This is a genomic window from Sorangium sp. So ce834 (assembly GCF_051521425.1).
GTDB lineage: Bacteria > Myxococcota_A > Polyangia > Polyangiales > Polyangiaceae > Sorangium > Sorangium cellulosum_D.
Map to the genome: position 1 here is coordinate 8,828,489 of NZ_CP150351.1, position 12,987 is coordinate 8,841,475.

The following is a 12,987-nucleotide window of genomic DNA, read 5'->3' on the forward strand; positions in this document are numbered from 1 at the left end:
CTATCTCCCGTTCCAATAGGAAAGTTCCCCGGTCGCCGCATGTAGCATGCCATCGTAATGAAGACTTGTTGCGACGAATGCATCGCGCACGCTGTCTTCAATGGCTTCCCATCCGACTATATCTACAACCTCGTCCAGCACCGCAAACGATCGGTCGGCGTGTTCGCGGTCCATCGGGCCGTGGAGCCGGTATGTCTCAGCCTGCTCGTCCGTCATCTGGTACCGGGTTGTGTAAGCGTCGTATATCTTGGGCGAGAGCTGGCAGTAATAGTGTTCGACGGCTCCTGCCCCGAGTAAGTGGCACGCAGCCCCTCGTCGCGCGATATCGCGGTACAGGGCCATTGAGGCGCTGTTGCCCGGAGTCGGGCGGCTTCGCTCAAGCTCTTCATCTGCGATACCGCACATTGTACAGAGACGTCGAATGAGCTCGAGGTGCGAAGTCCCTTTCTCATTCGTACATTCCTCGAGATAGATGGAGAGTAGGACTTCCCATAACCGCGCGTTCTGCGCGTGAGCTTCGGTCATCGCATCCCGACGCAGGCGCTGCCCTGCACGGGTTCGAAGAAAATGCTGACACTCCGCAGCGGCTACCTGTTGGAGTGAAAGCGTTCCCTTCATGACCATCACCCAAAGGGGATGCTGGTGGAATGGCAGCAGGTCGTAGAGCTCGAGCAGCCGTTCCTTCCGGTCCACATCATTTCCCTATCACGTTCGTAAGTCTACGCGAAAACTGAACAAAAGACAAGTGGTTCTGCTCGGCCACTAGTGCAGCGTCGGCTCCGCGGCGGGTAGCTCAGCCGGCGGATCCGGCGCCCCTCGCAGCGGACTCCGCCGGCCCGCCGTGCTCCCAGTGGGCGCCTCCCGGATCTTTCCGCTCTGGGCGTACAGATGCCGCCTGCCGCGAGAGACGCCTGCGGCGGTGAACGTTCGCTCGGACCCGATGTCTGGGCTCACACGAGCGGCCGGCTCGCCGGCTGCGGTTGCAGCAGATTGGCCGTCCTGGCGACCTGCCGGGGATTCGAACCCCGATCTCCCCCTTGAACAGCCAGCCGGGGTTCGACTGGCTCCTGAAGAGTTATCAGGTCACACGCAGGGCACACAAAAAACAGAAAACACGGTTCTCGCCGTGTCTCTGCGGTGGAGGCGCGGAAATCGAACCCGCTGCAAGATGCGCCGGGCGCGAGCGCTGCGAAGGTCGCCCTCGGCGCGGGGTCCAGGCTTCTGGGGCGATGCGGAACGAGCCCTCGGCGGACGGTCAGGATGCGAGGTCTGGGGCCGAGCCGGCGATCGATGGTGCCCCTCAGCCCAGCCGCTCTCTCTCCCACCGCAGCCGGTCCGCGATTGCGTCGTCGGCGACACGCACGCCCTCGAGAAGAACTCCGCGTGGGCGGGGTTGTCCAGGTTGAGGCCGAGCCGGAGCAGCACGGCGCGGTCGCGCTGCGGCACGGAACGGAGGATCTCGCCAGCAGAGCGGGGGTAGCGAGCGGGACGCACGCTGCGAGCGTACCAGAGGAGGGGTCGGCGGCCCGTGCCGTGTCACCCAGGCGCGACGCGGCACGACGCGGCGCGATGCATCCGGCTGCGCGTCCGCCGCGCCCTCTCCAGGCGCTGCCCGCCCCCCTGGGAGAGGTGGCCACTGCCGCCGGTGTTACATCGATCTGCCTATGGCGGTGGAGAGCATTTGAGCCTTGCGGCGCAGAGCCGATCCGTGAGACCTTCCGTCGGAGAGGTCACAAAGGCGACGATCTAGACAGACCTGGTCCGGCAGCTTCGGTTGACCAATCGACTGATAGTTGGGTGGGTATCGCGACTTGGGCGCCGATGAAGGGACATTCGAAGATGAACGAACGAAGTGGACGAGATATCCTCTACGAAATGGCGGTTCCCGGGCGCATGCTCGTCTTCATCGACGACAGCGGCACGCCTGGGAAGCCGCTCCCGGACCTCGCGGCAGATTTCCACTTTCTCTGCGGCGTGGCAATGACGTCAGATGCCTACGCCGCTGCGAAAGATCGGATTCTCTCGGAGCTCCTCACCATCGGCAACGGAATCCGCGAATTCCATACTGTGGAGATCGTGAACCCATCGAAGACCTCACCATGGCGTGGTGTTTCCCTGGACGCGCGTCAGGAGGCGCTAGTGGCCGCGATAGACGTTCTCAAGGGCGCGGCCTCGTCGATCCTGCACTGCTTCGTTTCTGGCGAACAGTACGATGCGGAGCTGAAGCCAAGGATTCTCGCCGCAGTGGGCCGCGCACAATCACCGAAGAATGCGCTCCAACACGTCTTTTTCAATAGTCTCATACCTTTCCTCCAGAGAACTGGCGAGGACGTTGCAATTGTAATGGACTCGGTTGCTCCCCTGTCCAACGCCATCCGAATCCAAGCAGCTGCGGATCCCATTCGGCTCTATGAAGGCGGTGTTATTCACGTCGACTCGAAGGATGAGCCAGGCATACAGCTTGCTGACCTGACGGCGTACATGGTGAACCGCGTGTATCACGCTCGGCAGCGGCTGATGGAAGGAAAAAAGAACCCATTCGATGAGATCATCGTAGATGCGGTATTCGATCTGCTGCCAAAGTTCATCAATGTCCTCGAGTTGCCTCCGAACAAGTCTGAGTCGAGCACGCAATCATGACGTGCGCCGAGTGACGAGTCCCCACCATTGAGTGGCGCACGCAGCCGTCGTACAGCACCTCGTCCCAGGGCAGGACGGGAACGAGCCGACATCGCGCTGAACCCGACTGCGCTTCGCGCGGCGAGTTATCGCAGTTTGAGCACCCCGAAGAAACGACTCTTACCTCTGCACGGTGAACAATATGGCGACAGACTGGAGCGACTACCAAGAGGAGGCCGCAGCTCTCTTTCGATCCATGGGTCTTGACGCCTCGACGAACGTCACAATTCAGGGCGTTCGTACAAAGCACGATATTGATGTCGTGGTCAAGTCTCACCATGCAGGATTCGATGTCACTTGGCTCGTCGAGTGTAAGTGCTGGAATTCGCGAGTCTCGAAACTGCACGTGCTGGCACTTCGCGAGATCGTTGCGGACACAGGCGCGGATCGAGGAATCTTGCTTTGCGAAGCTGGTTTTCAGAGTGGAGCCATTGAGGCGGCGAATCTTACGACCGTTCGAGTTGCATCACTTGAGAGGCTTCGAGCGACGGCTGGAGGCGAGATTTCTGCAATGCGTCTCCGGGAACTCTACGATCGGGTCGAAGCGTGCCGAGCGCAATACTGGGACATTCCGAAGGACGAGCGCATTGCACATGGTCTGCGTCAGGGTATTGGCGGGTGGGGCTACTCTGGGACGCTAGTTTTGGAGATCTGTGACGACTTAATTGTTCGAGCGTTTCGCGGCGTGTATCCGTTTCGTCCAGAATCCCTTCCAGCGCTAGTCGATTTCGGAAGAGATCGGCAGTTTGCATCCCCGGAGGAAGTCATTGCAACCATCGCGCCGATGGTGGAAGAGCTTGAATGCAAAATCGCCAAGGCCAGGCAGAGAGCGGGCGCCTGACCCACGGTTCGACACGGCCCCTTCCGGTGGGTTCGCTCGCCTACACGGGCGGGTCTGCCGCAACGTTCGGCCGGCGGACCGTCCGGCCGCTCCGCTTCGCACGGCGGAAGGTGTCGCTGAGGCGCGTCGCCGAGCGCGTCCACGCGAACGTTGCATCTGGGAACAACGTCGAGTGCGGCGCGCTAACGTCCAAGTGATGCGTGAGGAACATGCGTGTACGAAAATCGCTCACTAGCCTTCGGTCGTGAACCTGCGGAGCGCGACATACAGAGGCAAAGCAGATTGAGTAGATTGTTTACAGTCTCACGGCGGAACAGGCAACGTTCGAGTGTGCAGGGTACGCGTTTCAGCGTGTCGACAGCTATGATGACGCCCTGACACGGCTCTACTGTAGAAGGGCCTCGGAGATCAGCAGGAATTTAACCACGACGAGCCGCCAGATCTCCCCGCGGCGCCCCCTGAGCGCGCTCATGCCATCTCGAGCGCAAGGCGGTGCGCCCCCCGCGGCGATGGGGGAGCGGAGGCCGAGGCACGGGTCGGCGGGCTTGTGACGCCCCCGGCCCTGATGCTTTCGGACGCGGGTTCACCAGCGCCGAGCTGGGCGTCTATTCGTCGTCCAGAAGCGAGAGCAGTTTGTCGCGCAGCTCCCGCTTAACCCACTGCCCGTTCAGGTCGTCCTGGTAACCGGCTGCGACAGACACCTTGCTAACCCCCCTTGATCATCGTGTCATAGCCCGGCCTCATGGATCGCGCCTGGGTCGGCCAAGCGGATCCTGTGATCGCGAGCGCCACCTGCACGGCGATCAAGACCCGGGCGATCGACGCTCGGGGCGGCCAAGCGGATCCTACCACCCGCTCGACGTGCTCATGTCTTGCTCTCCTTCGGTAGCCGCTCCGCGGACCGCGTCTTTTCCCTAGCCAGCTTCGGTTGCACGCTACGCGACGTCTGATGAGGGCCGCGCCCTCGCCGAGCGAAGAGGAGCGAGCGATGCCAGGAAGCAGGGAGCTGGTGCAGCTGCGTGCAGAGATGTCGAGGTATCGAGAGCAGAAGAGCCGTGGGAAGTACCCGAGCGAGCTGCGGGAGCGAGCCGAGGCGTACGCCAAGGAGCGTTCCCTCGCGGGGGCGACGCCGACCGAGATCGCCACGGAGCTCGGTGTCCACAAGATGACCGTCGACCGATGGGTAGCTGGCGGTGAGCGCGCAGAGGAGGGTGCGTTGCCAAGAGCCACCCATGCGGCTCAGCATGTTCCGTTTCTCCCCGTCGTGGTGCGCCCGGAGCGCCGAGAAGCGCCGCCTGTGCGGCTCAACGTCGCATTTGCCGATGGGACGCGGATGCAGGTATGTGGGATAGGCGCGCGCGACCTCGTGGATGCGATCGAAGCGCTGCGGAGGGGACGGTGACCCCCGCGACGATAGCCGTCTATCTGGCGGTCGGTCCAGTGGACTTGCGTGGCGCATTCGACCGGCTCGCCGCGATCACCCGGCAGGTGCTGTGCCTGGACCCGGCCAGTGGCGCGCTGTTCTTGTTCCTCAACAGGAGGCGCAACCGGCTAAAAGCACTTTGGTGGGACCGCAACGGATATACGATTCTGTATAAGCGTCTCTCGAAGGGTGCGTTTGCTCTGCCCTCGTTCACCGAGGCCGACGGCAAGTGTATCGAGCTGTCAGCACAGGACTTCGCGCAGCTGCTCGCCGGTCTACCCGTGGAAGAGCTGGCAAGCCGCCGCCGGCTGGTCCACTGAGGCGTCTGCGCCGGCGCTCGTTCACCACGCTGCCGGCGCCAGCGCGGCCCGATGGCGGCCGGCGCAGCCGGATGCGGAGATGGAGCAGGGCGCGAGCTGCATCGCGCCCGAAGACCTCGCGGGAGCGCGGCGCCGATGGCGCACCACGACTGCCCTGCATTCCCGTCTTCGGCGAGAGATTCTCATCGAAAGTAGCGACAAGTCGGCTGCATAAGGTACTTGTCAAGGGCAAGCGCAGGGGGCATCCATGGCGCGCCTTGACCTCGACGACACGCCCCGGTGAGACCGAGCTGCCGCAGTCGGCGGAGCCAGAGCGCCTTGACGGTGCGGCGCTCGTGCTCGGCTACCTCCAGGCCAGGGGACAAGCCCAGGGGAGCCCCGCCGACCCCGGGTCGGCGGTCGACGCGCTGCTCCGGCGGGTGCAGGAGCTCGAGGCGAGGCTGGCCGAGCTCTCGACGGCGGAGCAGCAGGCCCAAGAGCTCGCTCGCACTGTCGAGTCGCTCAAGGCGTACAATCAACAGCTGCAGGAGACGATTCGGACCTTGGAGATCGGGTTCCGGCGCCACGTCTCCGAGCAGGTCTCGCCTGACCAGCTGCGGCTTTCGCTGGCCGGCGAGCCAGGCGGCTGTCCGGCTCCAGCTTCGTCGCAGGCCGAGCACTGCGCCTCGCCTGATGCGGACCCGAGCGACGGCAGCATCCAGCCGCCGGGCCCCGCGAGCCCGCCGGAGCGCGTGGCGGCGGCAGAGTCCTCCTCCGGCTCGGAGCCCGGAGGCGGCAAGCGAGCCAAGCGCCACGAGCACGGGCGCCGTCGCATCGGTGTCATCCCGAGGGTGGTCATCGAGTCGCTGCCGCCGGAGGTGCTGCTCAAAGGCATCGAGCGCTTCGAGCGTGTGGGCGCCGAAGACAGCTCGGTCATCGGCTACCGGCGTGGCGGCCCCATCGAGATCGTCACGCGTCGCCCCAAGTACGTGGCCAAGGCGGAGGCACCGGCGGCGAGCAGCGGAGCTGAAGAGGAGCCGGCTCCTTCGCCAGCCGGTGGACCGGCCTTCACGCACGAGCTGGACGAGCCCCTGGTCGTGCGAGAGCACGAGCTTCTGGGGATCCCCGCGGACACGGGCTTCAAGCAAAGCCCCTTCGTCGACGGCGTCCTCGTACGCTACACGCCCGAGTCGGATGCTGCGGAGGACAGCGGCGGACCGGTGAAGATCGCCGCGCTGCCGGAGCGCCCGATCGACAGGTGCCTTGCTGACCCGAGCCTCTTGGCCCACCTGTTCGTCCACAAGCTCGACTACCACATGCCCTACTACCGGCAAGAGGTGGAGTCGGATCGCCACGGCTTCCGCATCGGCCGCGGCAACATGACACGCTGGCAGTACGATTGCGGTGGCATCGCGATGCGCATCGCCGATGCCATGTGGAGCAACGCGCTCTCGCGGTCGTGGTTCGCCATGGATGCGACGGGCACCGCCATCCGGGCCAAGGACAAGCACCGCTATGGGCATGTCTTCGTCCTGGTCGCGCCGGGCGATGGGGTGCTGTTTCGCTACACACCGACGTACGACGGCCCCACCGTCGCGAAGCTCTTCGGCGGCTACCAGGGGACGCTGGTCGCCGATGCCTCGGCCAACCACAACGTGCTGTTCGGGCCGGGCAAGGCGCGCGAGGCCGGCTGCTGGAGCCATGCACGAAGGCGCTTCTTCAAGGCGTTCAAGGCCGGGGCGGGCAAGGAGGCGGCGTTCGCGCTCCAGACCCTCCAGGCGCTCTTCCGCGTCGAGGAGGAATGCGCCCTGTGCAGCCCGGACGAGCGTCTCGAGCTCCGGCAGCGCGAGTCCGCACCGCTGATTGAGAAGCTCTTCGCCTGGGTCGAGGCGCAGCGGCAGGTCGTCCCGGAGCATTCGCCGTTGCGCGAAGGGCTGGTCTACCTGCACAACCAGAGGGAGGCGCTCTGCGAGTTCCTCTCCAACGGGGAGATCCCCATCCACAACAATGCCAGTGAGAGGGCTCTGCGCCGCGTCGTCAAGGGGCGGCGCAACTGGCTCTTCCACGGCAGCGACGAGCATGCTGTCCGGGCGTGTGCCATCACGTCGCTCATCGCGACCTGCCAGATGCACGGGCTCGACCCCGAGCTGTACTTGCAGGAGATCCTGACCGTGGCTCCCAGCTATCCGCTCAGTCGCATCCTCGACCTGAGTCCCAACAACTGGGTCGCGACGCGACAACGCCTCATCGCCGAGGGGCGGCTCAAGTACCTGGACCTGGCTCGGATCACCGGCTCGCGGCTCGCCTTCCGCGACCGCTGATCGCGCCGCGTCGTCCGCTTCCGTCGCGCCCACAGCGCTCGTCGCGTCCGGAGCGGCCGAGTCAGGCGCGCGTCCTTTCCGCGTCCGCGCCGAGGTGCGTCGGCGCGTCGAGCCGGTGCTGTCGTCGCTTCGTCCCGCCACCGTCGAGCTCGTCTTCGCGGGGCGCCTTCGGGTCGCTTCGCTTCGGCGCTGCTTGTCCGCGCCTCGGGTCGGCCGCCGTTCGCCCACCTCGTCCGCGGACGGCTGGGCGGCGCTCTTGCGGCGCCGCACGCCTGTGGCCTCGGCAGATCCCGCGCGCTCCTCCTGCCCGGCCGCGCCACGCGGGCGCCCCTTCGCGCGGGCGGGGGCGTCCTCGCGGCCTTGCCACGCGACATGCGGCGCGGACAGCTTCAGCACCGCCGTCGTCAGGCTCGGGACTTCGACTCCCTCCTCCCCGCTCCGTCGCTTCGTCATCGCACCGCGACTCTACGCACGTGGCCGCCTTCCACAAGCACGCTTCAGAACGCGCTCTGCGGAGCGGCTACCTCCTTCGATGCCTCCGCCTCCCGGCGTCGCCCGCCCGGGGGAGGGTTGCGGAACGAGTCGCCCTCATAGACGAGGACGGGGGCGTCGTGGAGCAGCCGGTCCATGGCGGCGCTGGCAAGCGGCGGGTCGCCGCACAGGCCGCCGGACTCCTCTACGGCGCGATTGGACGTCTGGATCATGGTCCCCTCCTGCCGACGACAGCCGCGAGGCCGCGAGCAGCCGGATGTCGCGCGCGATCCGTGGAGGCGCATCCGCCCACGCCGCCGGCGCAGCGCTCTGCGGGCTCCGCAGCGCTCTGCGGGCTCAGCTCGAAGTCGAGCCGACGCCGGAGGATGTCGCGAACACCGTGGTAGCTGAGGGGGCCGCAATGGCTCGCTCGGCGACACGCGGCCTGCGCGCGCTCCTGCGGGAGCTTCTCTAGGTGCGTGACGATCAGGTGTGTGACGATCGCCTGCACTTTGCGCAGCTGCGAGAGCACGTCGTCGGCGCCGAACAGCTCGCGGACGAACCTGCCCACGTCCTGACCGATCTGGTCGGCGCGCTGCTCCCAGTAGGCGCGGCTCCGGTGCCGCAGCGGCGCGCGCTCCTCGGACAGGTGCCGCTCGAGCGTGCCGCGCAGGCCGGCGCCGTGCCGATCGTGCCGGGCCACGGCCTCGTCGTCGGCATACACCACCACACTCGACGGCGTCGCGCGCAGCCGCACCTCGCGCTCCACCAGCCGCGGGCGATGGACGGAGGGGTGCCTCCGGCGGGGGCGCCAAACTCGGGATGCAGCAGGACTTCGTCAGAATTCTGCGATTCTACGTGTTCGTTCACACGGGTAACTTCGAGCGCCGGGGGACGAAGCATTGGCGCAATTAGCTTCTTTCGCCAGTTCTCCTTGCGAGCTCATACGTTTGCGCGGCCCACGCCAGGACTGCATGCGCTGCGCGGGCGGCAGGGTCTTTGCCGCCCATCGCGTCGAGGATTGTAAATAGCCGCTTCCGCCCCTCCTCTTCACAATCGGCCCAACGGTTCATCGCGTCCTCAAGCGGTGGAATGCGACAAACCGGCACACTGGTTTCAGGTGTCTCAGTATGCTTCGCGCGTCCAGGTGTCGCCTCGTCTAAGACAAGTCGAGCCAACGTCAGCAGCGCCGTTGCCACCTTGCCCGCTGGGGCGCTGTAGTACGCATCGAATCCTTCCTCGATGAGGGCCTGTACGTGACTCTTGCGTAACGGAACAATGCGCCACTCCATTTGACCAACCAGTTCGTCGAGGGCCTTAACGTTTAATTCGTGAGTCTTGGAATCCATTGCTGAACCTACAAAACAGGTGTCGCAGCTACGCTGCCCCTTGGCTTCCTACGCCCGGAAGTGTCGTATTCAGTGACGAACATTCAACGTCCTCCCAACCCGATTCGTGTGCATGACTGGCCCCGCCTTCGTCATGCTGCAGCGGGAAGCGCGTCAGCGTGGCAGCGCGGCGCGCGAACTCAGCACCGGCCTCGGCGCGAGCAGGCAGCGGCGATCTCAGCCGCGGCTGTGGAGGCGGCGGGAGCTTGGCGCGTGGGCTCCTGGCAGCCGGGTCAGGAGCCGGCACCACGGGCGGCGGAACATCAGGCGCGCGAGGGGCTATCGAGGGCGGGTTTGGTGGCACCGAGATCGACGCTGGCGACGTCGACGTACGCGTCGCGCTCTCGCGCCTGGTGATCGGCTCATCGAGCTTGAGCACTACGGTATCGTCCGCGTCGGTCCGGCAGTCATCGTGAAGACGCCACAGGCGCTCCCAGTACCGAGCGGGCGTGCCCGTGAACGCCTCCAATTGCCGCGCGAGGCCGGGCGAGATCGGGAGTTCGCTGTTCAGCAGCCGCTCCACGTCCCTCGGCGTAAGCCCCGTGCTCTCGGCCAGCTTTCGCTTCCAAGCAGGCATCGTCGCGCAGAACGCTTCGATGACCCGGCCCGGCCATGGAATTGGGCGCGCTCGGCCGCCGGCCATCGCTGCGATCAGCGCATCGACATGGCAGTCCAGCAGGCGCCGATATCGCCCCAGCTCCTGCTCGGCCTTCTCCTTCGCATCGGTGAGGGTTGCCTCCTCGTCCTCATGCGCCTGCTCGCGCGCCTCGCGACGCCCGTGTTCGCGTCCCATCGCCTCGCGCGCCGTGACCGCGAAACCGATCGCGACGCAGGCCATCATCGCGAGAACGATCGGCGAGACGAGCCACATCGCACCCAGCATGTCTTCCATGATATTTCGCCTCCTGGACGTGCGCGTTCCTGTCCGACGCAAGGCGGATCTCGGCCTTGTGCTGTCGGAAGACATTACCGGCGCCCGCCGCCTGCTCAGCTGTTAATGGACGACCGACGATTCAGCGAATCTGCTTGAGGAGCGCTTCGCGCTCGGCGGCAAGCCGCCCACGGGGGAACTCCCGCGCGTGGGCCTTAAGCAGCCGGAGAGCCTCGACGTCGGCCATGGCGTCGTGGGCCTCGATGGCTCTTCGGGCCTGGTTGACCAGGCTCCTCTCACGATCGCTGACAGTTGGTCGAGCGGTGCTCGCCGGAGTCGACGAGGGCCGGCGAGCTGTCGTCTCGACGGGAGCGGGCGTGCTGCTCACGATCGCCTCGGCGCCCGCGTTTCGTTGTTCCCTCGACGACGAGCTCTCGTGCGCGATCGGCGTCGCGGGCGCCGCGGCGCCGGGCGCGCCTCCACCTCTGGCAGGCGCCGCGGCGCTGAACGCGCTGTCTCGCACGGGAGACGTCGCGGCGTCCCGCGCTCGGGGCGCGGTGGTAGGGGCGCGGACCGCCGCCGCCTCGACCCTCGATTTCAGGTCGGGCAGGGATGGCACCGAGGAGACGAGCGCGCCGGTCAGCAGGACGAGCGCGCCCTGAACGAGGATCCTCACGCTCAGACGGCGCAGCCAGGCCGCCCACGACGCGCGACGGCCGAAGCCCAGTGGAAGCGGCACGCAGGCGCTGTCGTCCCATCCTCGAGAGCGCTGCTGCGCCTGCCACTGCTCCAGCTGCACCCGGAGCGCCTTGTGCGCCCGCCAGTGTCGCGTCCTCACGGTGTCCAGCGGAAGTCCCTGCTCGGAGGCGATCTCGGCCAGCGGGACCTCTTGGAGGTCGTGCTTGATCAAGAGATCCCGGTACTTGGGATCGAGTTGGTCTAGCAGCTGCCGCGCGAGCTTTTCCCGTTGCCGTCTCCGGAGCAGCTCTTCCGGCGTGAGACACTCATCTCGGATCTCGCACCCATCGAACGACGTCAGCACCTCGGCGCGGCAGCGTGCGTCACGGACGTGATTGCGCGCCTGGTTGACGGCGATCGTGACGCGGTACGGGGCCGGGTCTCCACGAAGATCGAGCCGCTTGTCGGCCTCTAGCCCCCGCAGCAGCGCTTCCTGGGCGACATCCTCGGCATTTCGCGCCGGCACACCGTGGCGCCGGGCGAGGCGCCGGAAGAGCTCGAAGCCGGGGGAGACGGTCGCTGGCCTGTCCACGGTACGCAGCACACTTGAGCCGGGCAAAACGCTTCACAAAAAATTGACGAGGAGCAACTTTGGTCGGACAATGTGAACCAATGTATCACATTTAAACACATCGAAACGGCCCCTAGGGGACGGCTGAGCACATTCCGTCATCCGACCGCCAATTCTCGTCCAAGAGGCCGAGACGTTGCGGTTTCTGCCGGTTGACGCCGAGCGGCCGGCGTAAGTACCGTCACTGGATGCGTTACATTGCGCATTCTCTCTCGATTTTTCTCACGCTCGGGGCCGCAACAGGCTTCACGAAGTCTGCCAGCGCCGATGATGTCCCCCCGAAGGCGCAACAGACTTCACGAAGTCTGCCGGCGCTGGCGGTATCGCCCCCGGCAGCGAGCTCGAGCGACAGCTCATCGGTGAAGGACCATGTTCGCCGTGGTCGGAGAGCGCGCAATGCCGGGCGGTGGATCGAGGCACACGCTGCCTACAAGGCTGCCTTCGATGCCGTAGACCCGGCGACCAGCACCGAGCGAGAGCGCGCGGAGCTCGCCGGCGAGCTCGGCCTTTGCGAGGTCGCGCTGCACCGATACCGCGATGCTGCCGAGCACCTCGCCAAGAGCCTCGAACAGCGCGAAGTGCTGCCCGATGCGCTCCAGCGGCGATACGAGGCAGCACAGCGCGAGACAGCGAAGCGCGTCGCTATGCTTGTTCTCTCGGTCGACCCGCCCGACGCCGAGGTGCTCGTCGACGGCGAGCGCATCGGGCGGACCGCGCGGACCTACACACTCTTCTTCGAGCCGGGCAAACACATGGTGCGGGGCCGTGCACCGGGCCATGAGGACGGGCTTCATTCGTTCCTCGCCGCGGCGGGCGCGGAGCACGAGATCACGATGAAGCTGCCGCGCACTGCGGTGAGCGGCACCAACGAGACCGCGCTGGTGTCACCGAAGGAAGCACCGAAGACCCTGAGCCTTTCGTCCGGGTCCGATGCTACGAGGAAGGCACAGCCTCCCAGCCCGTGGGTTTCCTGGCCGGGAGCGCTGCGCGTCGCGGGTATCGCCGTCACGACGGGCACCGTGCTCGGGGGCGGCGTCTTCATGCTCAGGGCCCGCAAGCTGGATGATGACCTCAGCGAGCGGCGCGACGGGCTCACGCGCGGCTCCACGTCGAGCTCGACGATGTGCTGGCAAGCGCCGCCGGACTCCCCATGCGCTGACCTGCTCCGCCTGCGAGACGCCCGCAACTTGTCCGCCGGCGTGGGGACTGCCCTGGTCATCACGGGTGGTGTGATCGGGGCAGTGACCGCTGCGTCGTTTTTCACCGATTTTTTCTTCCTGGGGGGCACGCCGACTCAGGAGCGGGTTCACGTCACGCCCGTGGCGACCGGGCGTGAGACCGGCGTGAGGATCGAGGGACTCTGGTGAGGATCCGAGGAGCAGACG

At 66.0% G+C, this 12,987-nt stretch carries 12 protein-coding genes; 6 read left to right on the forward strand and 6 right to left on the reverse strand.

The window, feature by feature from the left end:
* Nucleotides 1-693, reverse strand: a complete 693-nt coding sequence (locus WMF20_RS32125; protein ID WP_437605676.1) for an iron-containing redox enzyme family protein — start codon at nucleotides 691-693, stop codon at nucleotides 1-3.
* 1,104 nt (nucleotides 694-1,797) lie between these two features.
* Between WMF20_RS32125 and WMF20_RS32130 the strand changes: the two genes are divergently transcribed.
* The 5 genes from WMF20_RS32130 (at nucleotide 1,798) to tnpC (ending at nucleotide 7,563) form a co-directional block, all read left to right on the forward strand.
* Nucleotides 1,798-2,640 carry a DUF3800 domain-containing protein gene (locus tag WMF20_RS32130; RefSeq protein ID WP_437605677.1) on the forward strand — a complete coding sequence of 281 codons (843 nt, stop codon included), beginning with the start codon at nucleotides 1,798-1,800 and terminating at the stop codon, nucleotides 2,638-2,640.
* Between the two features lie 181 nt (nucleotides 2,641-2,821).
* The gene (locus WMF20_RS32135) at nucleotides 2,822-3,520 is read left to right on the forward strand and encodes a restriction endonuclease (protein WP_437605678.1); all 699 of its coding nucleotides are present in this window, start codon (nucleotides 2,822-2,824) and stop codon (nucleotides 3,518-3,520) included.
* A 988-nt stretch (nucleotides 3,521-4,508) separates the two neighbouring features.
* On the forward strand, nucleotides 4,509-4,922 hold the full coding sequence (locus tag WMF20_RS32140) for a helix-turn-helix domain-containing protein (RefSeq protein WP_129575099.1): 414 nt from the start codon (nucleotides 4,509-4,511) through the stop codon (nucleotides 4,920-4,922).
* Nucleotides 4,919-5,263, forward strand: coding sequence for an IS66 family insertion sequence element accessory protein TnpB (tnpB, locus tag WMF20_RS32145; RefSeq protein WP_165374362.1), 345 nt, complete (start codon nucleotides 4,919-4,921; stop codon nucleotides 5,261-5,263). The genes WMF20_RS32140 and tnpB overlap by 4 nt, the downstream gene beginning before the upstream one ends.
* A 257-nt stretch (nucleotides 5,264-5,520) precedes the next feature.
* Nucleotides 5,521-7,563 (forward strand): IS66 family transposase, encoded by a 2,043-nt coding sequence (gene tnpC / locus WMF20_RS32150; protein WP_437605679.1) that lies wholly within the window; start codon nucleotides 5,521-5,523, stop codon nucleotides 7,561-7,563.
* A gap of 497 nt (nucleotides 7,564-8,060) precedes the next feature.
* Here tnpC and WMF20_RS32155 read toward each other — a convergent pair whose 3' ends face one another.
* From WMF20_RS32155 to WMF20_RS32175, 5 genes are all read right to left on the reverse strand, one after another.
* Nucleotides 8,061-8,267, reverse strand: a complete 207-nt coding sequence (locus WMF20_RS32155) for an ATP-binding protein (protein ID WP_437605680.1) — start codon at nucleotides 8,265-8,267, stop codon at nucleotides 8,061-8,063.
* A complete protein-coding gene (locus WMF20_RS32160; protein WP_437605681.1) occupies nucleotides 8,264-8,791 on the reverse strand; it encodes a hypothetical protein in 528 nt (175 codons plus the stop codon). The genes WMF20_RS32155 and WMF20_RS32160 overlap by 4 nt, the downstream gene beginning before the upstream one ends.
* Before the next feature lie 154 nt (nucleotides 8,792-8,945).
* Nucleotides 8,946-9,383, reverse strand: coding sequence for a hypothetical protein (locus tag WMF20_RS32165; protein ID WP_437605682.1), 438 nt, complete (start codon nucleotides 9,381-9,383; stop codon nucleotides 8,946-8,948).
* 28 nt (nucleotides 9,384-9,411) lie between these two features.
* A complete protein-coding gene (locus tag WMF20_RS32170) occupies nucleotides 9,412-10,314 on the reverse strand; it encodes a helix-turn-helix transcriptional regulator (RefSeq protein WP_437605683.1) in 903 nt (300 codons plus the stop codon).
* 121 nt (nucleotides 10,315-10,435) lie between these two features.
* Complete coding sequence (locus WMF20_RS32175; protein ID WP_437605684.1) at nucleotides 10,436-11,563, reverse strand: RNA polymerase sigma factor; 1,128 nt, start codon at nucleotides 11,561-11,563, stop codon at nucleotides 10,436-10,438.
* Nucleotides 11,564-11,790: 227 nt separating this feature from the next.
* Here WMF20_RS32175 and WMF20_RS32180 point away from each other — a divergent pair, with 227 nt between their 5' ends.
* Nucleotides 11,791-12,969 (forward strand): PEGA domain-containing protein, encoded by a 1,179-nt coding sequence (locus tag WMF20_RS32180; RefSeq protein ID WP_437605685.1) that lies wholly within the window; start codon nucleotides 11,791-11,793, stop codon nucleotides 12,967-12,969.
* Nucleotides 12,970-12,987: the final 18 nt, after the last annotated feature.

Bases quoted from the DNA above. Each gene is read 5' to 3' on its own strand.
- WMF20_RS32135 (WP_437605678.1), top strand. From the start codon at position 2,822: ATGGCGACAGACTGGAGCGACTACCAAGAGGAGGCCGCAGCTCTCTTT.
- WMF20_RS32140 (WP_129575099.1), top strand. From the start codon at position 4,509: ATGCCAGGAAGCAGGGAGCTGGTGCAGCTGCGTGCAGAGATGTCGAGG.
- WMF20_RS32155 (WP_437605680.1), bottom strand. From the start codon at position 8,267: ATGATCCAGACGTCCAATCGCGCCGTAGAGGAGTCCGGCGGCCTGTGC.
- WMF20_RS32165 (WP_437605682.1), bottom strand. From the start codon at position 9,383: ATGGATTCCAAGACTCACGAATTAAACGTTAAGGCCCTCGACGAACTG.
- WMF20_RS32170 (WP_437605683.1), bottom strand. From the start codon at position 10,314: ATGGAAGACATGCTGGGTGCGATGTGGCTCGTCTCGCCGATCGTTCTC.
- WMF20_RS32180 (WP_437605685.1), top strand. From the start codon at position 11,791: ATGCGTTACATTGCGCATTCTCTCTCGATTTTTCTCACGCTCGGGGCC.